The sequence below is a fragment of the Nocardia sp. NBC_00403 genome (assembly GCF_036046055.1).
Lineage (GTDB): Bacteria > Actinomycetota > Actinomycetes > Mycobacteriales > Mycobacteriaceae > Nocardia.
In genome coordinates this window covers 1,606,046-1,628,018 of record NZ_CP107939.1, presented here as the reverse complement: position 1 = coordinate 1,628,018, position 21,973 = coordinate 1,606,046, and the positions used below count along the sequence as shown (strand labels likewise).

Below are 21,973 nucleotides of genomic sequence, written 5' to 3'. Positions count from 1 at the left end.
GAAGGGCATCCAGTGGATGCCTCGCTCACGCAGTCAAGCGCGGATGGCCGACCTCGGATGCGGGCGGCCAGGAAGATTCTGGTAGCCCTCGATGACGATCCATTCAGGGAATTCCGTGCTCACGACATCCATGTTGCCCCGGCCGTGCGGAATCAGGCCCGCTGATACGTGGTGTTCGCGCCGTCGAGCGCCTCGCGGATGATGTCGGCATGCCCGCTGTGGTGGGTGATCTCGCGCAGGATGTGCAGCACCGTGAAACGCACCGTCCACCACACCCGGTCGGGTGTCCACGGGGTGGTCGGGGTGGGGATAGAGGTGTCCAGGCTCGCTTCGGCGCGGATCAGGTTCGCGATTCCCGCTGCCACCGCATCCCATTCGGCGAGCAAACCCGCCACCGTTTCCTCGGGGCCCATCGCATATTCGCCGTCGAACTTCGAGACGTCGAGTTCGGCGGTCTCGTCGCGTTCCTCGATGACCGTCGCCCAGTGCCGCTCGCAGCTGACCAGATGGTGCAGCAACCCACCAAGGGTCAACTCGCTGGCCGTAGTGCGCTGCCTTGCCTGGTCTTCGTCGATGCCCCGCAGCGTGATCCGGAACAGCTCGCGCTGACCGGCCAGTGCGGCGATGAGATCCTCACGTTCCTGTTCGGCTGTCATCGGGGTCCTTTCGCATCAACGATTCGCACGCTACGACACCACATCCGAGCCCTCGGCGCCCGGATGATCGGGCGCCGAGGTGTGCTCAGGACTTCTTGGCGGTGGTCTTCGCAGCGGCCTTCTTCGCGACGGTCTTCGTGGCGGTGGTCTTCTTGGCCGCGGTGGTCTTCTTGGCCGCGGTCTTCTTGGCAGGCGCCTTCTTGGCCGCGGCCTTCTTCTTCACCGGCCCGCGGGCCCGCCGATCGGCAAGCAGTTCCGAGGCCCGCTCGTCGGTGATCGACTCGACCTCATCGCCCTTGCGCAGGCTGGCGTTGGTCTCACCGTCGGTGACATACGGGCCGAACCGCCCGTCCTTGATCACCATCGGCTTACCGGTGGCCGCGTCATTGCCGAGCTCGCGCAGCGACGCCGCGCTTGCGGCCTGCCTGCCACGTCGCTTGGGCTCGGCGTAGATCCGCAACGCCTCCTCGAGCGACACCGTGAACAGCTGATCCTCATTCTCGAGCGAACGAGAATCAGTGCCCTTCTTCAGATATGGGCCATAGCGCCCGTTCTGCGCGGTGATTTCCTCGTTGTTGGCAGGGTCGACACCGACAACGCGCGGCAGCGACAACAGTTTCAGCGCGTCGTCGAGGGTGATCGTGGCCAGATCCATTGTCTTGAACAATGATCCGGTTCGAGGCTTCGGCGCCGCCGCTTTCTTCGCGGTCTTCTTCGCGGGCGTCTCCTCGGCGGGTGGCTCCGGCAACACCTCCGTGACGTACGGACCGAAACGGCCTTCCTTGGCGACGATTTCGTGTCCGGTCACCGGATCGGTGCCGAGCGAACGCCCCTCCTGCGGGGTGGAGAACAGCTTCTCGGCAACCTCGGGGGTCAGCTCGTCCGGCGGCAGATCGTCGGGCAGGTTGGCCCGCTGCGAAATCGAATCGCCCTCGGGGTCATCGGGATTGGTGACCATCCGCTCCAGGTACGGCCCGAACCGGCCGACCCGGACGACGACATCGCGGCCGTCCTCGTCGACGAAGAGCTTGATCGAGTTGACCTCGCGGGCGTCGATCTCGTCGAGGCGCTCTCCGACCATCTTCTTCAGTCCGCCGGAACGAGCGACCGAACCCTCGACACCGTGATCTCCGCCGAAGTAGAAGCCGGACAACCAGTTTCCGCGCTGCTCGCGCCCACCGGCGATGGCATCGAGGTCGTCTTCCATGCCTGCGGTGAAGTCGAAGTCGACCAGTCTGCCGAAATACGACTCCAGCAGGCCGATCACCGCGAACGCCACCCACGACGGCACCAGCGCGCTACCGCGCTTGTAGACATAGCCGCGGTCCAGAATCGTCTTGATGATCGACGAATAGGTCGACGGACGTCCGATGCCGAGCTCTTCGAGCGTCTTGATCAGCGATGCTTCGGTGTATCTCGCGGGCGGATTGGTGCTGTGCCCATCGGGATTCAGCTCCACCGCGGTGACGCTCTGGCCCTCGTCGAGGGCAGGCAGCCTGGACTCGGCATCGTCGGACTGACCGCCCGCCTCTTCGTCCACGCTCTCGACGTAGGCCTTCAGGAAGCCGGGGAAGGTAATGGTGCGACCCGAGGCCGAGAACACGCATTCCTCGCCACTGCTCGCGACGCCGGTGATCCGCAGCGTGAGCGTGGTGCCCCTGGCGTCGGCCATCTGCGAGGCGACGGTGCGCTGCCAGATCAGCTCGTAGAGCCGGAACTCGTCATTGTCCAGTCGCGCGTGCAGCTGGCCGGGGGTGGCGAAGGTGTCGCCGGACGGGCGGATCGCCTCGTGTGCTTCCTGTGCGTTCTTCACCTTGCGGGTGTACTGACGCGGTGTCGGGTGCACGTACTCCGCGCCGTAGAGCTGGGTCGCCTGCGACCTGGCCGCAGCGATCGCCGACTCCGACAGGGTGGTCGAGTCGGTACGCATGTAGGTGATGTAGCCGTTTTCGTACAACCGCTGCGCGACCCGCATGGTCCGATCGGAGGTGAACCGCAGCTTGCGGCCCGCCTCCTGCTGCAACGTCGAGGTCATGAACGGCGGATACGGCTTACGGGTGTAGGGCTTGGCCTCCGCGGAAGACACCACCATGTCGGCGCCGTCGAGGGCCGCGGCGAGCCGCCGCGCGTGCGCCTCGTCCAGAACGACGACGCCGTTGCCCTTGAGCTGCCCGTCCGGACCGAAATCCCGGCCGCTGGCCACTCGGGCTCCCGCGACGTTGACCAGCCGCGCCCCGAAAGTCCGCGGGTTGGTGGCATCACCGTTTTCCCCGCCTGCATCGAGCTTCGCCGCGATGTCCCAGTACTCGGCGGAGCGGAATGCCATCCGCTCACGTTCGCGCTGCACGATCACCCTGGTGGCGACCGACTGCACCCGGCCTGCCGACAACCGCGGCATGACCTTCTTCCACAGCACCGGGCTGACCTCGTAGCCGTACAAACGGTCGAGGATGCGGCGGGTCTCCTGCGCGTCGACGAGGTCGTTGTCGAGGTCTCTGGTGTCGGCCGCGGCGGCGAGAATGGCGGGCTCGGTGATCTCATGGAACACCATGCGCCGAACCGGGACCTTCGGCTTGAGGGTCTCCAGCAGATGCCAGGCGATGGCCTCGCCCTCGCGGTCGGGGTCGGTGGCCAGATAGAGCTCGTCGGCATCCTGCAGCAGGCTCTTGAGCTCGGATACCTTGGCCTTCTTATCCGGGCTCACCACATAGATCGGCTCGAAGTCGTTGTCGACGTCGACGCCGAGACGGGCCCAGGACTGTCCCTTGTACTTGGCAGGGACGTCTGCCGCACCGCGTGGAAGGTCTCGGATATGACCGACCGAGGCTTCGACCGTGTAATTGCGGCCCAGGTAGGGCGCAATTTTGCGGGCCTTGGTCGGGGACTCGACGATCACGAGACGACGCAGGGGACGGCCCTGGTCGGCTGCACCGCGGTCTCGTGTTGCCACCGGCGAATACACCTTTCCTGTCGACCCGCGCGACGCTGTTCATGCACTGCGCGGCTGGGGCAAGCGGCGGCGACAGCCTTCTAGCGCCACCAGACACGTTTATACCTTGACGCTGTGTGTGGTCGGGTGCTTGCGACCCGAACCACAGAGCGTACGCGCGTCATTGCCGACCAGTATGCCCTGTTTTTTAGCGGCACCTACCGCGCGGCGTGTTCGCGGCCTGGCGTTTCGACTGTCGCCACCAGGGCTCCGACGTGCGCCGATCGGGTCGACAGGCCGAATGGCATTGGCGCGCTTGGGTTGTGCGCGTGTCCGTTGTATCTGCCCCAGATATAGCTCGTCCCTCACCTCCGTTGCCGGTGGTGAGGGACGCGCTGTGGATCGTTGCGTGCTCAGCTGAGCGCGCGAACTCCGGTGGCCTGCGGGCCCTTGGTGCCCTGGCCAACCTCGAACTCGACCTTCTGGTTTTCCTCGAGGGTACGGAAGCCGGACCCCTGGATCTCCGAGTAGTGGACGAAGACGTCAGCGGAGCCGTCCTCGGGCGCGATGAAGCCGAACCCCTTCTCCGCGTTGAACCACTTCACAGTTCCCTGTGCCATTCTGTTCCTTCTCTTTTCTTACCGGAACGGTGGACAAGTAGGTTCGCCCACCGGGTCCGTTCCGATCGTTGTACTGTTGGTTCCCCCTGCAGGAAAGCACCAAGCACACCGTTCGCAACATCGATCCTGCTGACGGTTTGGACTTTGGATCCGTCCCTCGAACACAGAAGCTTGCGACCAGGAACCAGTGAACCATGTCTCCGAGCAATTCAACAGTCGAGTTACCGACAATTTGCAAAAAAGTTGATCTTGCGAATGCGCAGGTGAGGGACACAATGCTGGAATCTAGACTTGAGGTTCGTTTGCTTCCTGATAACCGAGTGAGCGTCTGGCAATCCGGCTGTGACCCAGGTCGCTATTGGGTATCGAAATGGCAGGTGAAGCTTCCAAAGCGCACACGTTTCACACTTTCTGTGCGTGTCGCGATGCCCGAGTCATGAATCCGACCGAACCGACAACCCGGTTGCGTGCCAGCAACCATCTCGGCTACGGGCGATCGTTGCTGAATCGTGTCCTGAGTGGAGTCCCCGGCGGCGACCCTCGGCTGACGCACGTCGTCGAGCTGCCCGCCCGGGCGGCGGCCACCACCAACTGGCCCGATTGGGCGGCGCCCGAGGTGGTCGAGGCGTTCCGCGCCACCGGCATCGCGGCGCCGTGGACGCACCAGACCAGGACCGCCGACCTGGCGGCGGGCGGCACGCACGTCGTGGTCAGCACCGGTACAGCATCCGGTAAATCGCTGGGATACCAGCTGCCCGTCCTGACGGCGCTGGGCGAGGACCCACGGGCCACCGCCCTTTATCTCGCTCCGACCAAGGCACTGGGCGCTGATCAACTGCGTGCGGTGAACGATCTGACGCACCAAGGCGCGCTCCGGGATATTCATCCGGCCGGCTACGACGGCGATACCCCGGCCGAGATCCGGCAGTGGGTGCGGGCGAACGGCCGCTGGATTTTCACCAATCCCGACATGCTGCACATCGGCATCCTGCGCTCGCACCAGCGCTGGGCCAGGGTGCTGCGCAGGCTGCGCTATGTGGTGGTGGACGAATGCCACGCCTATCGAGGCGTCTTCGGCTCGCACGTCGCGCTGGTGCTGCGTAGGTTGCAGCGAATCGCCGCGCACTACGGCGCGGACCCGATATTCGTGCTGTGCTCGGCCACGACGGCAGAACCCGCGGCCGCCGCATCCCGGCTGATCGGCGCGCCTTGCGTCGCGGTGACCGAGGACGGCTCGCCACAGGGACCGCGCACTGTCGCACTGTGGGAGCCACCCCTGCTCACCGCGGTGACCGGTGAAAATGGCGCTCCCATTCGCCGTTCGGCCACCTCGGAGGCGGCCAGGATCATGGCAGATCTGGTGGTCGAAGGCGCTCGAACCTTGACCTTCGTCCGGTCCCGCCGGGCGGCCGAACTGACCGCCATGGAGACACGCAGGCTGCTGGCCGAGACCGATCCGAGTCTCGCCGAGCGGGTGGCCGCCTATCGCGGGGGCTATTTGGCGGAGGACCGGCGGGACCTGGAGACCGCGCTGTCCACCGGGGCATTACTCGGCGCGGCCACCACGAATGCGCTCGAGCTCGGCGTCGACATCGCAGGGCTCGATGCCGTGGTGATCTCCGGGTTCCCCGGCACCGTCGCCTCGTTCTGGCAGCAGGCCGGTCGCGCGGGACGCCGCACGCAAGGCTCCCTGGTCCTGCTCGTGGCCAGGGACGATCCACTCGATACCTTCCTCGTGCACCACCCGGAGGCCCTGCTGGACAAGCCGGTCGAGGCCACCATCACCGACCCGCACAACCCCTACGTGCTCGGCCCACAACTGCTGTGCGCGGCATTGGAACTTCCGCTCACCGATGCCGAAGTCGATACACTCGACGCCCGCGAATTGCTTACCGACCTCACAGGTCAGGGGCTGATTCGGCGCCGGGTTATCGCCGGGGCGAGGGGGGGCGCACGCTGGTATGTCACCGCGGAAACCCAGCCGCACGACGCGGTCGACGTGCGCGGTGGCATCGGCACGCCGGTCGCCATCGTCGACGGCGAGACCGGCAGGCTGCTCGGCACGGCCGACGCCGGACGCGCCACTGCCACGCTGCACGAAGGCGCGGTTCACCTGCATCAAGGCGATACCTACGTCGTCGACGAGCTGGACCTGGACGAGGGTGTCGCGTTCGTGCACGCCGCCGATCCCGGCTGGACCACCAGCGCCAGGTCGGTTACCTCCATCGTGGTCGACGCGACGACGGCACAGCATCGCCACGGCCGCGTGACCACCGCATTGACGCAGGTGCGGGTGACCAGCCAGGTCATCGGCTATCTACGCACGCTGCTCAGCGGTGAAGTACTCGACCTGGTCGAGCTGGATCTGCCCGCCCAGACCCTGTCCACCCACGCGGTGCTCTACACCGTGACACCCGAGCTGCTTGCCCTTGCCGGCATCGACCCGCAGCGGGCCCCAGGCGCGCTGCATGCCGCCGAACACGCGGCAATCGGCCTATTACCGCTGGTGGCGACCTGCGACCGCTGGGATATCGGCGGCGTGTCCACCGCCGAACACCCGGATACAGGTCTGCCGACCGTGTTCGTCTACGACGGACAGCCTGGTGGTGCAGGCTTCGCCGAGCGCGGTTTCGCGCAGCTGCGGCGCTGGCTGTCGGCGACTCTCGCGGTGATCGAATCCTGTGCGTGCGCGGCGGGCTGCCCGTCCTGCGTGCAGTCGCCAAAGTGCGGCAACGGCAACCACCCGCTGGACAAGGCGGCCGCAGGGCGTCTGCTCGCAGCCGTCCTTACCGAATTGAACGCTGCCCCCTGAGCGTCCCGCCCCAGGTCGAGCCGCCGAGCTCGATCCGTGACCGTGCCGACCCCGCTGCGTGACCCGACGTCCGATGGCCGGAGGATCACCAGCACGAACCGGCGGGCGGGCACGGTCGCGCCGGGCCCGGCACGCGGTCGAATAAAAAGGAATAGATTCATGTTAACTGGAGTATTGCCACAGACTTTCCGTCTCGACATGCGCATTTATTCATTGCTTTGTCCGGCTGCTCGCGGGAATTGATGTGCGACCGCAATTATTCGATCATTCCAATTACCGAATTGCACGGCCTCGCGCCTACCACTTCGAGTGTGGGTACGCGCGGGTCACACTCCATCTTCGACAGGACCCGCACGAGCGACTGCTCGAACAGTCCAGTTTCCATACAGACCTATTGGTACATTCCGCACGACAGTGACGGTCACATCCCACTGCGTGACTTCACACTCGTGAATCCGCACTCGCATGCGCCGCGCGATCTCCAATGCCTGCGCACATCCCGCCTCCGCCCCTTGCTCCAACGCACCGGCCGCAGCCAATGCCGCGAGATCCGCGGCGGCCTGCGCGCGATGCCGACTCACCACCACAACACCGACCTGACCGACCAGCAGCGTCGCCCCGATCAGCCCCACCAGCGCCAGGCAGGCCAACACCGTCGCGCCGCCTTGCTCCGCCCGCCGCCTGTTCAGCACCTGACCATCCGAGAGCAGACCGTTCGCCGTCCCGTACCGCACTGCACGCAGCCACTGTGCGGCCGAACACACAGTGCCCCTGGCCGGCTGTTCGATCACCGCGCGACTCCCGGCTCGCGTACCGCGACAGCGTCCGCGCGCAGCACCAACAGCGGCAACAGCGGAGAACGGGCGGAAACGACCGCGATGACGCGGTCACCCTCGCTGCGCACCGTGATATCGGCGGTGGGCGGAGCAACCCGCTCGGCCGCCGACACCGCGTTCGACTGGTCACCCCTGGCCGCCAGCCGCGCCGCCTCGCGAGCGGCATCGACACAGCGCACCTGTGCCGATGCCGCGAGAATCGCACCGAGACACAGCACCACGGCAACGACGACCGCGGCCAACGCGATGGCAGCCTCGACCGTCACCGAACCCTGCTCGTCACCGAGAACCATTGCACCGCAGTGTGTTATCGGACTCGCTACACCGCGGTGTTGAGCGCCCGATCGATGATCTTCGTCAAGGCATTCACGATGCTGTCGCCGGTCACCACCCCATACAGGACGGCCCCGAAGGCAGCTGCCGCGATCGTCCCGATCGCATACTCCGCGGTACTCATGCCCTCGTCCGCGACGACCGCGTGCACCAGTCGCGATCTCAGCTCCATATATACGACGCCCAGTCGATGCAGCGCCTGGTCCGTCATCCGCTCGATTCGCACCGTCTTCCCCTCTCACTCCGGCCCGCGCGGCCGATCCGCGCGGGCAAGCCCTCCCCGGCGTGGCAGCATGCTCGGCCACGATCGCGCCTCGCCGACCTGCCGTAACGTCGGTCCGGTGTCCTGGTTGCGTGATTCGCGCGCTCACAGCAGCCCGCCCTCGAGGACTCGGCCCGCGAGACCGATCACCACCGGCACGATGCCCAGGCAGATGAACGCGGGCAGAAAACACAGTCCGAGTGGGCCACTGATCATCACTCCGGCCCGCTCGGCGCGTGCCGCCGCCATGTCCTCGACCGCGCCACGGTGCTGTTCGGCCAGCTCGCCGATGGCCACCGCCAGCGACGCTCCCGACCGCGCCGAACGCCGCGCCATCCGTGCGAGCGACTCGACCTCGGCCGCTCCCGGCCTGCCCACAGCGTCTGCGGCCGCTCGCTCCCATGCTGTCGCCGCGTCCGCCCCGAGCGCCAGCAGATCGGCGGCTCGGACCAGCGCAGCACCGAGCACCGCCGGCGCGCCCGGCGCCACCACCCGCGCCGCACCCGCCATCGGCAGCCCCGCCCGCAGGCATGCGGCGAGCAGATCGAACACCGAAGCGACCGCAAGCGGATCATCGCTACCCCTGCGCCCCGGCACCCTGACCAGTGGTTCCGAACCACCGCCGCGCAGCGACCGTAGTCGCCGGGTCACCGCCACCCGCCCAGGCAACACCACGAGCGCTAGCGCCGGCAGCAACACCACCCCACCGGAAATCCCCATCACTCCCCCTCCCTTCATTCGACTGCCGCCGCGCCCGGCAATCGAGCTGTACCGCGCTTGTCGAGCCGATCCTTCGCACGATCACCGACCCTGGCGAGCCGCCATTCCGGCGGCCGCCCGCGCAGCGGTGACTCGGCTGACCTGCCACCGCAAGCTCGACCACAAGTCGTTTCATGCCAGCACCTTTCGAGTGATCGCATCCGTCCACAGCAGGCCCGCGCACGCGAGGCCGGTGCCGAGCGGAAGCAGGACGGCGCCTGCGGCGGAGGCGAACAGGATGTTCAGCGGTGCGGCGCCCATCAGTTGGCCGAGGGCGAGGCCGAGCAAAGGGAGGCAGGCCAGGACAGCGGCGGTGGCGCGGGCACCTGCCAGTGCGGCCGCGGTTCGGCCACGAAAACGGATGCGACCCTGGAGATCTGCACGCGCCGCGGACAGTAGTTCGGCGAGGGCGAGGCCGTGGTGTTCGGCGACCCGCCAGGCGTCGGCTATCCCGGCCAGCTCGGGGGCCACCACGGAGTCCGGGTGGCGCAGACCGTCAGCGCCCGAACCGCCCAGTCGGCTGCGGGCCGCGCTGACGGCGAATGCACGCGCCGCCGCGCCGCCGGATTCGTGTGCCGCGACCGCGGCGGCCGCGCTCGGGTGCGCACCTACCCGCAGCTCCCCGATGACGGCTTCGACCGCGTCGAGCAGGTACGCGCATTCGACATTGTGTAAGCGATCGTGCCGAGCACGACGAAGCCGGATACCAACTGTGCCCGTCACCAGCGCCGCAGCGATCAGCGGGCCGAGTCCGGCGACAGCTGTCGCGGCGATGCCGATCCCGATACCTACGCTGAACAGGCTGCTGCGCTGTGGTTTCCGCGTGACGCCGGAGGGAACGAACAGGTCGATGAAGCGGCGACGTGCCCTCGGCGCCGGAGCGCTCAACAGCGCAAGTACCAGACACGTCAGTGCCACGATCATCGGTCGAGCCGTTCGTCGAGGAGGTCGGCCAGTTCGGTAGCAGCCACAGCCGGGCCGTGGTCGGCTCGCCAGGCCGCCGCGATGCGGACATGTCCGGAGTCGTCGCGCCGGACGACACCGATTTCGCGCAGTCCGCGAGAACCATCCGCCCTTCGATGCACGTGCATCACCACCTGCACCGCGGCGGCGAGCTGACTGTGCAGTGCAGCCCGGTCCATACCTCCCAGTGCCGCAAGGGCTTCCAGGCGCGCGGGAACCTCCTGGGGCGAGTTCGCATGCACGGTCCCGGCTCCCCCGTCATGTCCCGTGTTGAGCGCGGTGAGCAGGTCGACCACCTCCGCGCCGCGCACCTCACCGACCACGATCCGGTCCGGTCGCATCCGCAGTGCCTGGCGTACCAGGTCGCGCACCGTCACCTCGCCGACGCCTTCGACATTCGCGGTGCGCGCGACCAGCCGTACGACATGGGGATGCGGGGGCGCGAGCTCCGCCGCGTCCTCCACACAGATGATTCGTTCCTCGGGCCCGACCTCGGCCAGCAGGCTGGACAACAAGGTGGTCTTCCCCGCGCCGGTGCCGCCGACGACCAGGAAGGCAAGCCGGGCTCGAATGATCCGCTCCAACAGCAGTTTCGCCTCCGGCGCCACCGCGCCGGAGGCCGCGAGCGCATCCAGCCCCTGTGTGGCGGGACGCAGCACGCGCAGTGAAACACAGGTACCGCCGTGCGCCACCGGCGCCAAGACCGCATGAAGCCGGACACCGAAGGAATCTCCCAGCGCTCCTTCCCTTCCCGAAAGTCTGCCGTCGACCCACGGCAGCGCATCGTCGAGCCGCCGCCCTGCCGAAAGGGCAAGCCGCTGCGCCAGCCTGCGCACGGCGGCCTCATCCGGAAACGTGACCGACGTCTTTCGCAACCCGTGACCCCGGTCGATCCAGACGGCATCCGGCGCGGTGACCAGAACGTCAGCGACCTGCGGATCTTGCAGCAGCGGCTCCAGTACCCCGGCACCGGTCATCTCCGTCTGCAACAACCGGAGTGCGCGCAGCAGATCCGTGTCACCGAGGACCCCGCCTGCCTCGGCCCGAATAGCGGCTGCCACCTGCGCCGGATCCGGGTCCCCCGGCCCGCCCGCAAGGCGATCCCGCACCCGATCCAGCAGCTCGGACGTCACCAAGGCGCTCATCGCAGGCCTCGCCCTGCGGGGGCGCTCAGCACCGACAGCACCGCGTCTGCCGCGTCGCGGAGGGGGCCCCGGCGACGGACGGTCAGGCCACCGCGTTCGAGGCGGGCGGCGAGGCCCGCTTGGGCTCGGACAGCGGCGAGCAGCGGCAGGTCGAGTACCTCCGCAACCTCGTTTCCGCGTAGCCCGCCGGGTGCTGGGCCACGTACTACCAAGCCCTGGTTGGGGTTTCGTCTGCCGATGTAGGCGGCGACGGATGCTGCCGCGGCCATCGCGCGCAGCCTGGCCGGAACAACCAGCACCACGAGGTCCGCCGAGTCGAGCATTTGGTCGGCGTGCGGGCCGCGCTCGCCGGATATGTCGCAAACCACCAAATCGCCTGCGGCACGGCCTGCTTCGACGACAGCGTGCACCGCGGTGGGGCCGATCTCGCTCGGCAAGCGTCCGGCACCACCGCGTCCACAGGACAGCACGGCGAGCCCGGGGGCCGCTGCGGGCAGTGCATTGTGCAGTGCCGACGCAGACACCCGGCCATCCTCGATCACCAGATCGGGCCAGCGCAGCCCTGCGGTCATCTCGATGCCGAGTAGCAGGTCGAGGCCGCCGCCGAGCGGTGCGCCATCGACGAGCACGGTGTCTCGCCGGAACCGTTCGGCAGCGGCGCGCAGAGCGGTGGCCGCGGCGAGAACGGATGCGCCCGCACCGCCGCCGGCCCCGGCAATCGCGACGACCACACCGTCCCCCATCCGATTTTCACCGTACTCAGCAAACTTCTCGATAAGCCCGACAGCGGCGCCGGGAAGCGCGATCACCCGCTCGGCTCCGACCGCTGCGGCGGCCTGCCAATCGCACAGGTCCGGCTCGCCGTCGGTCACCAGAACGACCCCGACACGCCGCAGATATCCGACCGCCGCGCACTCCCCCGCCATGGCTGTGTCGAGGATCACCAGCGGGGCACCGGTCCAGGCGTGCCTGCCCATCGGCAGCTCGCGTTCGTCGAGCCCGCGTTCCGCAGCGGCCGCGACACGCCGCACTTCGTCCCGAAGGCGGGTATCGCTGATGAGCACGAGTGCCGGCGGCGTCGTGACCGGCGGCGCAGCTTCGAAATCCATGCAGGTCAGCGTGGTCGAAGCCGAAGCAGTGCAATAGAGGCAATATGCCGAATGTGGATAACTCTGGGGATGTGGATAGATCCGGAGTGAGAGAGAGAAGTCGAACCGTCCCCTGAATAGAGGACGGCCCCAGCCGGGGGGGGAGGAGGCTGGGGCCGTCGGGTTCAGCCCCGGGGGGTCGGGCTGAACGCGCCTGGACCATGTCCAGGTGCCAGCAATACTACACCCAAGCCCCGGCCACAACGCAAGTCTGTCGTCGGAGAACTTTATGGCTGTCACCGGCCCGGCGTCTCCAGGGCAAACCCACCGCGAGGCCTCGGAACACGACCCGCTACCCGCCCGAATTCGTCTCCAAAACGCGCTCGACAGAACCGGTTTGCAGTCCGAAGTCACCGCCCGAAGTGACACAGCCGGACGCAGTCCGTCCGTCGCCTGCGCTTGACGGAGCGGAGGCGCAGTCACCGCCTATTCTGAACGGGTGACTGCCGAGGGTGAACGAACCGGGCTTCCGGACCAACAAACCACCGGCGGCGGACGTGTCGCTGCCTTCTTCGATCTCGACAAGACAGTGATCGCGAAATCGAGCACGTTCGTGTTCAGCAAGCCGTTCTATGCACAGGGTCTGTTGAACCGCCGCGCGGTGCTCGAGAGCAGCTACGCACACTTCCTGTTCCTGCTGTCGGGCGCGGACCACGATCAGATGGAGCGGATGCGCGCCCACCTGACGAGCATGTGTGCGGGCTGGGACGTCGAACAAGTGAAATCCATTGTGGCCGAGACGCTGCACGAGCTGGTCGACCCGCTGATCTATGCCGAAGCGGCCGATCTCATCGCCGATCACAAGATCCGCGGTCACGACGTGGTGATCGTGTCCGCTTCCGGCGAAGAGATCGTCGGACCGATCGCCGAGGCGCTCGGCGCCTCGCACACCGCCGCAACGCGAATGGTCGTCGCGGACGGTCGATACACCGGCGAGGTCGAGTTCTACTGTTACGGCGAAGGCAAGGTCGCCGCGATCGAAAAGCTGGCTGCCAGTGAGGGTTACGACCTTTCGCGGTGCTATGCCTACTCCGATTCGGTGACCGATCTGCCGATGCTCGGCGCGGTCGGCCATCCGACGGCGGTGAACCCCGATCGCAACCTGCGGCGCGAGGCGCTGGCCAAGGGCTGGCCGACCCTGACGTTCTCCAACCCGGTTTCGCTGTGGTCTCGCTTCCAGACCCCGTCGTCTACCACCCTTGCCGCGACCGCGGTGGTCGGATTGAGCGCGGTGGTGGCGGGCGCACTCAGCTACCGGTTACTGCGCCGCCGCCGCTGAGGCTTAACTGATACAAGCTTGCCTGCCACACTGGCTGCTAGGGAGCCAGCGGGGTACTTGCCGAAGCGTTTGCCGACATGGCGTTCGCGATGTCGCGACCAGGGATTTAACCACGAAACGCCGATGAACACGCCGATTATTGAATGTTTTCCGAAGCCTTGATGTGAGGGCTGTCACAGTGTAAAAAGGTAACTACGGAAGGTCGGAAGGCCAAGGCAGAGCCGGAAGAGAAGGCTCAGTCTCCCGTCCACCCTTCCCAGCACGGATGCCAGGTACCCACGCGGAGCGCGCCGCGACAAGGGCAGAAGCGTTGTGGGCCTGCGAGATTCGAATTGTCGACGGCGAGGGCCTCGCACAGGTTGCGGGGATGAACCGGCGGAGTTCGAATTATCGCCGAGGCCGAAGACCACAACCCACCTAGCACGCTTGGTAACCGGGTTTCCGTGCTAGCGGGCGGTGAGGTCGTTCAACGACAACGCCGCCCGCTTTGACGTGTAGGGGCCACTTGGCCCGAGCAGGCGAGGCAACCGCGCGCTGGGCCGAGCGCAGGCGAGGCAACCGCCTATCCCGACGCCGAATCGGCGATCGACCTCGCCTCACGAGCGCCGTCCTCGAAGGCACCACAGCACAGGATCACCCAGCTGCCGACGGCAGTCGCCTCTCCTGTGCCGAACCCGGCTGCGGCATCCAGATACGCCTGCCGCCGACGCAGCCAGAACACCTCGGGCACGCCGAGGCTGTGCGGGTCGAGCCCACTGGACACCGCGACAAGTCGGGACGCCGCCCGCGCGACGATGCCGTCGGCCGTGCCGAACGGCCGCAACGCCAACAGCTCGCCGTGCACCACCGCGGCGACAACCGGTGCAGGCGCGGTGGACCCGAGCACCGTCTGCACCAGCAGGTCGAGCCGTTCGGCAACGCCTGCGTCGGAACGGGGCCGGCCGAGCAGCGCCTCGTCGGTCACCAGATCGGCGGCGGCCAGCAGGTGCAGCCGAGCCAGCGCCTGCAAGGGGGCACGCCGCCAGGTGCCGGCGAGGTTGCGCAGGGCATCGCCGTCGAGCGCCTGCCCCACCCGCAGCGACCCGGCCAGGATCGGATCGCCGACCCGGCCGTCGGCGGGCAGTTCGGTCGAACCGCCGTCGATCGCGGCGGACGACCGGGCCGCACGCACCGCGGCCTCGGCGGCCGTGGTCGGCCAGCCGCGCCGGTTCGCCTTGTGCCGATGCACGTCGGCGAGCGCGTCGCGGGCCCGATCGGCGCTGTCGCGCACACCGGGCAGATCGACGAGAGGCTGTAGCGGATCGGTCACGGGATACGAGGCTAGTTCAGCCGCTCAGCGCCGCTCGGTGCCGGGCGATGGTCTCCTCGATCCCGGTCAGCGCCGCGAGCTGCTCGGCAGTCAGCAGGTCGAGGAAGTGCCGATGCACGGACGCGAGGTGGACAGGCCCTGCCGCTGCCAGCGCCTGCCGCCCCGGTTCGGCAAGCACGACGTCGTCACCGCGCCCATCACGTTCACACGGCTCACGCGCGACCAGGCCGCGCCGCTCCATCCGCCCGAGCTGGCGGGACAGGCGGCTGTGCGGCCAGTGCATCCGCGCCGCAAGGCCGCTCACCCGCACGCATTCCTGCTCGGCCGCCATCTCCGTCACGGCGGTGAGCACGTCATAGTCCGGCATCGACAGCCCGGTGCGGGACTCCAAATCGCGGGCGATCTCGGTGTCCACGAGCAGCGGCAGCCGCCGGTAGGCCGCCCAGGCGGTCCGCGTATCACCGGCCGCGCGACGGTTCGATGTCTTGGGCATATAACCAGCCTACCGGTTCTTGTTTACATGTAACGAAGTTGCCGATATGGTATCCGTTACATGTAACGGAATTGAAAGGCGGTGCACGTGACCGGCTACCAGAACACCCACGATGTCAACGAAACCCAGTTGTGCACAGAGCCTTTCGGCGCCCCGGAGCAGCAGCCCGCAATCCTGCTCATCCACGGCGCAGGCGAATCACTCCTGGCATGGGAGGGACAATTCATCGAGCGCCTGGTGGCAGGCGGCCGCAGCGTGATCCGCTACGACAGCAGGGACGCGGGCCGGTCCGCCACGTATCCGGTGGGTGCGCCGCCATATGGGCTGCGAGATCTGGTCGCCGACGTCTTCGGCCTGCTCGACGTCTTCGGCCTGCGGCAGGCGCACCTGATCGGCATGTCGCAGGGTGCGGCGGTCGCGCAACTCGCCGCACTCGATCACCCCGATCGGGTCGCCACCCTGACCCTCGCCTCCTCGACACCCGGCGGTCCCGGCCACAGATACCCCGACCTCCCGGAGATGACCCCCGAACTCCGAGCCTTCTTCGCGGGCGAGGGCGCCGAACCGGACTGGTCGGACCGGACCGCCGTTGTCGAGTACCTCGTCGAGGCCGATCGCCCTTTCACCGCGGCAAGTCTGCCGTTCGACACCGCGGCCCGGCGGGCCAAGGCCGAGCGAATCATCGACCGCGCGAACGACATTGCGGCCCAACTGACCAATCCGTTCATGATCGATCCCGGTGCGCCGTGGCGGGATCGGCTCGGAAAGATCGTCGCGCCGACCCTGGTACTACACGGCACCGAGGATCCACTCTTCCCGATCGGGCACGGTCGAGCCCTCGCCGCGGAGATTCCCGGCGCCCGCTTACTCGCGATGGAGCACACCGGGCACGAGATCGCACCACGGGCACAATGGGATTCGGTTGTCGCCGCCATCCTCGCGCACACGGCCTGATCCGTCGGCGAGCCGCAGTGGCCACCGCGCTGATCGGCGTGCCGTCCAGCTCAGCGGGGTGACGGCAACACCTACCCCGCCAACAGATCGCGTCCCGGAATCGCGTCCAGCAGCCGCCGGGTGTACTCCTCTCGTGGATTGTCGAAGACCTCGTTGGTGGTGGCGGCCTCGACGACTTTGCCGTTCTGCATCACGAGCACCTCGTCGGCGATCTGCCGGACCACGGCCAGGTCGTGGGTGATGAACAGGTAGGACAGCCCGAGCTCCGCTTGTAAATCGTTGAGCAGCTTCAGAATCTGGGCCTGCACCAGCACATCCAGCGCGGAGACCGCTTCATCGCAGACCACCACCTCCGGAGACAGTGCCAGCGCACGGGCCACGGCCACGCGCTGACGCTGACCACCGGACAGCTCATTCGGATAGCGGCGCATCACCGTCGAGGGCAGCGAAACCTTGTCCAGCAATTCCCGCACCGTCGCTTCGCGTTCCTTGGAGGTGCCGATCCGGTGCGTGCGCAACGGTTCCTCGATGGTGCGGTAGATCGAGTACATCGGGTCCAGTGAGCCGTAGGGATCCTGGAAGATCGGCTGCACCCGGCGGCGGAACGCAAAGGCGCCCTTGCGGTCCAGCTTCGCGACCTCCTTGCCGTCGAAGGTCACCTTCCCGGACGTCGGCTCCAGCAAGCCGAGAACCATCTGCGCGACAGTGGATTTGCCGGATCCGGACTCACCGACAATGGCCGTGGTGGTGCCGCGCTCGAGCCGGAATGACACTTCGTCGACCGCAATGAAGTCCGACGACTTCCACGGCGCATTGCCGCGCATCTTGAATGCCTTGGTCAAATTCTCCGCGACCACCACGCCATCGGAGACCGCTGCCGACTCCGTGTCGGCCGCGGCCGCCTCCTCCGCGACCTGAACGGCCTGTTTGCGTATCTCGACGCGCTCACGCACCGAGGACAGCCGCTGCGAGGCCAGCGAGGGTGCCGAGTTCACCAGCCGCTTGGTGTACAAATGCTGTGGCTCACGCAGAATCTGGAGTGCGGGACCGGATTCCACCACCCGACCGCGATACATCACCACCAGGTGCTCGGCGCGCTCGGCGGCGAGACCGAGATCGTGGGTGATCAACAAAACCGCCGTGCCGAGTTCGCTGGTGAGACCGTCGAGATGATCGAGGATCTGCCGCTGCACGGTGACGTCGAGCGCCGAGGTCGGCTCGTCGGCGATCAGTAGTTTGGGCCGGCACGCCAGTCCGATTGCGATGAGCGCACGCTGGCGCATGCCGCCGGAGAATTCGTGCGGATACTGGTTGACCCGGCGTTGCGCGTCCGACATCCCCGCTTCCTCCAGCAGTTCGATCGCCCGCTTCGCGGCGGCCTTGCCCTTGGCTATTCCGTTGGCCGCCAACGTTTCCCTGATCTGGAACCCGACCTTCCACACCGGGTTGAGGTTCGACATCGGGTCCTGCGGGACCAGACCGATGCCGCTGCCGCGCACGGCGACGATATCCTTCTTCGATGCCTTCGCGAGATCTCTTCCGTCGAACAGGATCGAGCCGGAGGTGATCTGTCCGGTGCCGGGCAGCAGATCGATGATGCTGTGCGCGGTGGTGGTTTTCCCGGAGCCGGATTCACCGACGATCGCCACCGTCTGACCTGGATAGACCGACAGACTGACGTCGCGGACCGCCGGAATCTGCTTGCCCTCGGAACTGAAGCAGACGTTGAGATCTTCGATCTCGAGCAGTGGTTTATCGGACATCGCCGCGGTCACCTCTTCCTGGCCTTCGGATCGAGCGCGTCCCGCACCGCGTCGCCGAGCAGGATGAAGCTCAGCACGGTGAGCGCCAATGCTGTCGCGGGATAGAACAGGATCGGCGAACCACCGCGCAGCTCGTGCTGATTGGTGTTGATATCGGAACCCCAGGACACGATCGTGCGCGGCAGCCCGACCCCGAGGTAGGACAGGGTCGCCTCGGTGACAATGAACGCGCCGAGCCAGATCGTGGTGACCACGATCAGCGGTCCTGCCGCATTCGGCAACACATGGCGCAGCAGGGTCCGTATTCGAGAGACGCCCAATGCTTTTGCCGCCGTGACGTACTCGCTGTTCTTGGCCTCGATCACCGCACTGCGTGCGATGCGTGCCGCCTGCGGCCAGGTGAACGCGGACAGAATCAGGATGACCGTCCAGATGGTCCGTGAATCCAGCAGCTGCATGATGACGATCGCGGCGAGCATCAGCGGAATCGCGTAGAAGATCTCCGCGATCCGTGACACCACCGAATCGAGCAGCCCGCCGTAGAAGCCGGAGAGCGCCCCGAGCGTGCCACCGATGAACAGGAACAGCGTTGTCGCGCCGAGACCGGCCATCACCGAAGCCCGTGCGCCGTAGACGGTTCGGGTGTAGACGTCACAGCCCTGTTTGTCGAAGCCGAACGGATGGCCCGGCCCACGCGGATCCATACTGAAATCGCCGTTGCAATAGCGCGGGTCCTGATCGCTGAACAGTCCCGGCCAGAGCACGACAACCGCGATGAAGACAATCAGCAGCGCGGCGACGATGAAGATCGGATTTCGGCGCAGCTGCCGCCATGCGTCTTGCCAGATGCTGGTCGGCGAACCGGATTCGTCGACCTGGTCGGTGGCGAGAACCTGCACCTCGTCGGGCGGTGCGACGAAGTGCCGCTGCCTGTCCGGGACGTGTTTATCGAGGTCAGGCATATCGAATCCTCGGGTCGAGCATGGCGTAGAGCAGGTCGATGAGCAGATTCGAGATCAGGAAGATCACGATGAGGACCGTCACAAAGGACACCACCGTCGGTGGTTCACCGCGCGTAATCGCTTGGTAGAGCGTGCCTCCCACGCCCGGGATGTTGAAGATGCCCTCGGTGACGACGGCGCCGCCGATCAGGGCGCCGAGGTCGGCGCCCAGGAAGGTGATGACCGGGATCATCGAATTGCGCAGAATATGCACGGTGACGACACGGGGTCTACTCAGCCCCTTGGCGGTCGCGGTCCGCACGTAGTCGGCGGACATGTTCTCCGCCACCGAGTTTCGAGTGAGCCGGAGCACATAGGCGAACGACAGCGAGCCGAGCACGATCGCCGGGACGAGCAGTTCGCCGATACTCGCCTTGCCGGTGACGGTCACCGGCGCGATGCCCCATTTCACGCCGAGCAGGAACTGGGCGAGAAAGCCGATCACGAAGATCGGCACCGCGATGATGACCAGACTCACCACCAGCAGGGTCGAGTCGAAGAGCCTGCCTTTGCGCAGACCCGCGATCAATCCGAAGATGACGCCGAAGATGCCCTCGATGAGGACCGCCATGAGCGACAGCTTGATCGTGATCGGGAAGGCCCGCGCGAGCTCGTCGCGTACCGGCCTGCCGGAGAAGGCCGTGCCGAAATCGAGCGTGAAGATGCCCTTGAGGTACAGCAGGTACTGCACGAAGAACGGGCGGTCGAGGTGATAGCGGGCGCGAAGTTGGGCTTCCACCGCAGGCGTCATCGGCTTATCGCCTGCCAGCGCGTGGATGGGATCGCCCGGAACTAGGAAGACCAGTGCGTAGATGAGCAGCGTCGCCCCGAGGAACACGGGGATCATCTGGAGCAGACGCCGCATGACATACCAGGCCATTTCGTCTCCTGGGTGAGCGGCACGGTCGTGCCGCCGGGTTGGCGGCACGACCGAGCCGAGCGGCTACTTCTCGATGTTCTCGAAGTCGAACAGACCGTTCCACGCGAGTTCGGCCTTCGTCACCTTGTCCGACCGTCCCGCCGCGGCGAGGTAGTCGAGCACCGGGATATCGGCCATGTCCTTGATCAGCAGCGCCTGGGCCTTCGCCACGATCTTGTAGGACTCTTCGAGCGTCGGCGCCGCGAGCGCGGCGTCGAGCAGGCCATCGAATTCGGCGCTCTTGTAGTCGACGTTGTTGGTATCGGAGTAGCTGTAGTACTGCGAGGTCAGGAACTGCAGCATGGTCGGGTAGTCGCCCTGCCAGCCGTAGCGGAATGCCTTACCGATCGTCTTGGCGTTCACCAGATCCCGAATGTTCTTGAAGGTCGGGAACGGGGTGCCGACCGCGTCGATACCGAGGGTGTTCTTCACACTGTTGGCAACGGCTTCGATCCAGGCCTGGTGGCCGCCGTCGGAGTTGTAGGCGATCTCGTAACGACCCGACCACGGTGACATGGCATCGGCCTGCGCCCACAGCTTCTTGGCCTCCTCCGGGTTGTACTTCAGCACCTCGGAGCCGGGCAGATTCCCGTCGAACCCGGGCAGGGTGCTTGCGGTGAAGTCACGCGCCGGAGTCTTGGTGCCGTTGAAGATGGTGTCGCAGATCTGCTGGCGGTTGATCGCCATCGAGATCGCCCTGCGCCGCAGCAGCCCTTCCTCGCCGCCGAAGTGCGCGACATTGGCCTGGACACCGATGTGCTGGTTCTGCGCGGTCGGCGCGAGAATCGCGCGATCACCGAGGTCCTTCTTGTAGGAGGTCAGCGCGCTGTCCGGGATGGTGTCGAGGGAATCGAGATTGCCCGCCTGCAGATCCGAATAGGCCGTGTCGAACGACTGGTACATGACGAACCGCAGGCCCTTGTTCTTGGCCGGGCGGCCGCCCTGGTAATCCGGGTTGGGCACCAAGTCGATCTTGACGTTGTGCTCCCACGCGCCCGTGCGGGCGAACTTGTACGGGCCGTTGCCGATCGGGTTCTCGCCGAAGGCCTTCATGTCCTTGAACGCCGCCTCGGGCAGCGGATAGAACGGCGCGTAGCCGAGTTCGGTCTCGAAGTCGATGGACGGCTGCTTCAACTCGACAGTGAATGTGCGATCGTCGACCACCTTCAGGCCCGACATCGTCTGTGCCGTCGGCTTTTCCGCCGACACCTCGTCGAATCCGACGATCGGGGTGAACACGTAGCTCTGCAGCTGGGCGTTGGTGCCGAGCGCACCGTAGTTCCAGGCATCGACGAACGACTTGGCCGTCACCGTGCTGCCGTCGGTGAACTTCCAATTCGGCTTGATGGCGATCGTGTAATTCTTCCGATCGGTGGTCTTGATCGACTCCGCCAGCTCGTCGTGGGCCACGCCCTTGCCGTCGTAATATTTCAGCCCGGCGAACAGCCGGTCGACTACGCGGCCACCCATATTCTCGTTGGTATTGGTGGGCACCAACGGATTCTGTGGTTCACCACCGTTCGTCGTGACAATGTCGGCGTCGGCACTATCGCTCGACGAACATGCGGACAGCCCGAGGCTTGTGGCCAGCAGTACTGCCGCGATCAACGCTGTAGCTCTGTTGAATCTCAACGCGTTCTCCCGATTCGAGACAGGCGAAGGGGATCCGCGACGCACGCGTGAGTCCTTCCCAGCGCGCCTCGACTCGATCGCCTTGGAATGCCTGGGACAGTAGCTATTCGGACGACCGTTGTCATCGGATTGACCAAGGTTCGTTCCACTTGTTACCAAT

General features: G+C 66.4%; 19 protein-coding genes. 3 read left to right on the top strand and 16 right to left on the bottom strand.

Features of this window, described 5'->3' with window-relative positions:
- Positions 1–152 precede the first annotated feature (152 nt).
- From OHQ90_RS07030 to OHQ90_RS07020, 3 genes are all read right to left on the bottom strand, one after another.
- Positions 153–656, bottom strand: coding sequence for a DinB family protein (locus OHQ90_RS07030; RefSeq protein WP_328408418.1), 504 nt, complete (start codon positions 654–656; stop codon positions 153–155).
- Between the two features lie 85 nt (positions 657–741).
- Complete coding sequence (gene topA / locus OHQ90_RS07025) at positions 742–3,552, bottom strand: type I DNA topoisomerase (RefSeq protein ID WP_328412644.1); 2,811 nt, start codon at positions 3,550–3,552, stop codon at positions 742–744.
- A gap of 446 nt (positions 3,553–3,998) precedes the next feature.
- On the bottom strand, positions 3,999–4,205 hold the full coding sequence (locus OHQ90_RS07020; protein ID WP_011206895.1) for a cold-shock protein: 207 nt from the start codon (positions 4,203–4,205) through the stop codon (positions 3,999–4,001).
- Positions 4,206–4,641: 436 nt separating this feature from the next.
- Here OHQ90_RS07020 and OHQ90_RS07015 point away from each other — a divergent pair, with 436 nt between their 5' ends.
- The gene (locus OHQ90_RS07015) at positions 4,642–7,017 is read left to right on the top strand and encodes a DEAD/DEAH box helicase (RefSeq protein WP_328408416.1); all 2,376 of its coding nucleotides are present in this window, start codon (positions 4,642–4,644) and stop codon (positions 7,015–7,017) included.
- Between the two features lie 326 nt (positions 7,018–7,343).
- On the opposite strand, the gene OHQ90_RS07010 is transcribed toward OHQ90_RS07015, so the two are convergent.
- From OHQ90_RS07010 to ssd, 7 genes are all read right to left on the bottom strand, one after another.
- On the bottom strand, positions 7,344–7,808 hold the full coding sequence (locus OHQ90_RS07010; protein ID WP_328408415.1) for an Rv3654c family TadE-like protein: 465 nt from the start codon (positions 7,806–7,808) through the stop codon (positions 7,344–7,346).
- Complete coding sequence (locus OHQ90_RS07005; RefSeq protein WP_328408413.1) at positions 7,805–8,146, bottom strand: TadE family type IV pilus minor pilin; 342 nt, start codon at positions 8,144–8,146, stop codon at positions 7,805–7,807. The genes OHQ90_RS07010 and OHQ90_RS07005 overlap by 4 nt, the downstream gene beginning before the upstream one ends.
- 26 nt (positions 8,147–8,172) lie before the next feature.
- The gene (locus OHQ90_RS07000; RefSeq protein WP_328412642.1) at positions 8,173–8,358 is read right to left on the bottom strand and encodes a DUF4244 domain-containing protein; all 186 of its coding nucleotides are present in this window, start codon (positions 8,356–8,358) and stop codon (positions 8,173–8,175) included.
- A gap of 195 nt (positions 8,359–8,553) precedes the next feature.
- The gene (locus OHQ90_RS06995) at positions 8,554–9,168 is read right to left on the bottom strand and encodes a type II secretion system F family protein (RefSeq protein WP_328408411.1); all 615 of its coding nucleotides are present in this window, start codon (positions 9,166–9,168) and stop codon (positions 8,554–8,556) included.
- Positions 9,169–9,339: 171 nt separating this feature from the next.
- A complete protein-coding gene (locus tag OHQ90_RS06990) occupies positions 9,340–10,131 on the bottom strand; it encodes a type II secretion system F family protein (RefSeq protein ID WP_328408410.1) in 792 nt (263 codons plus the stop codon).
- Positions 10,128–11,315, bottom strand: a complete 1,188-nt coding sequence (locus OHQ90_RS06985) for a TadA family conjugal transfer-associated ATPase (protein ID WP_328408408.1) — start codon at positions 11,313–11,315, stop codon at positions 10,128–10,130. The genes OHQ90_RS06990 and OHQ90_RS06985 overlap by 4 nt, the downstream gene beginning before the upstream one ends.
- Entirely contained in the window at positions 11,312–12,424 is a 1,113-nt protein-coding gene (gene ssd, locus OHQ90_RS06980; RefSeq protein ID WP_328408406.1) for a septum site-determining protein Ssd, read from the bottom strand. Before ssd ends, OHQ90_RS06985 begins: the two co-directional genes overlap by 4 nt.
- 478 nt (positions 12,425–12,902) lie before the next feature.
- Between ssd and OHQ90_RS06975 the strand changes: the two genes are divergently transcribed.
- Positions 12,903–13,742 (top strand): HAD-IB family hydrolase, encoded by an 840-nt coding sequence (locus OHQ90_RS06975; protein WP_328408404.1) that lies wholly within the window; start codon positions 12,903–12,905, stop codon positions 13,740–13,742.
- Between the two features lie 562 nt (positions 13,743–14,304).
- Here the strand turns inward: OHQ90_RS06975 and OHQ90_RS06970 are convergent.
- On the bottom strand, positions 14,305–15,051 hold the full coding sequence (locus OHQ90_RS06970) for an oxidoreductase (RefSeq protein WP_328408402.1): 747 nt from the start codon (positions 15,049–15,051) through the stop codon (positions 14,305–14,307).
- Between the two features lie 16 nt (positions 15,052–15,067).
- Entirely contained in the window at positions 15,068–15,544 is a 477-nt protein-coding gene (locus OHQ90_RS06965) for a MarR family winged helix-turn-helix transcriptional regulator (protein WP_328408400.1), read from the bottom strand.
- Positions 15,545–15,631: 87 nt separating this feature from the next.
- Here OHQ90_RS06965 and OHQ90_RS06960 point away from each other — a divergent pair, with 87 nt between their 5' ends.
- Positions 15,632–16,498, top strand: a complete 867-nt coding sequence (locus tag OHQ90_RS06960; RefSeq protein WP_328408398.1) for an alpha/beta fold hydrolase — start codon at positions 15,632–15,634, stop codon at positions 16,496–16,498.
- A 71-nt stretch (positions 16,499–16,569) separates the two neighbouring features.
- Here OHQ90_RS06960 and OHQ90_RS06955 read toward each other — a convergent pair whose 3' ends face one another.
- The 4 genes from OHQ90_RS06955 to OHQ90_RS06940 form a co-directional block, all read right to left on the bottom strand.
- Positions 16,570–18,261, bottom strand: coding sequence for an ABC transporter ATP-binding protein (locus OHQ90_RS06955; protein WP_328408397.1), 1,692 nt, complete (start codon positions 18,259–18,261; stop codon positions 16,570–16,572).
- Between the two features lie 8 nt (positions 18,262–18,269).
- Positions 18,270–19,223 carry an ABC transporter permease gene (locus OHQ90_RS06950; RefSeq protein WP_328408395.1) on the bottom strand — a complete coding sequence of 318 codons (954 nt, stop codon included), beginning with the start codon at positions 19,221–19,223 and terminating at the stop codon, positions 18,270–18,272.
- Positions 19,216–20,142, bottom strand: a complete 927-nt coding sequence (locus OHQ90_RS06945; RefSeq protein ID WP_328408393.1) for an ABC transporter permease — start codon at positions 20,140–20,142, stop codon at positions 19,216–19,218. Before OHQ90_RS06945 ends, OHQ90_RS06950 begins: the two co-directional genes overlap by 8 nt.
- A 63-nt stretch (positions 20,143–20,205) precedes the next feature.
- Complete coding sequence (locus OHQ90_RS06940) at positions 20,206–21,813, bottom strand: peptide ABC transporter substrate-binding protein (RefSeq protein ID WP_328408391.1); 1,608 nt, start codon at positions 21,811–21,813, stop codon at positions 20,206–20,208.
- Between the last annotated feature and the right edge of the window lie 160 nt (positions 21,814–21,973).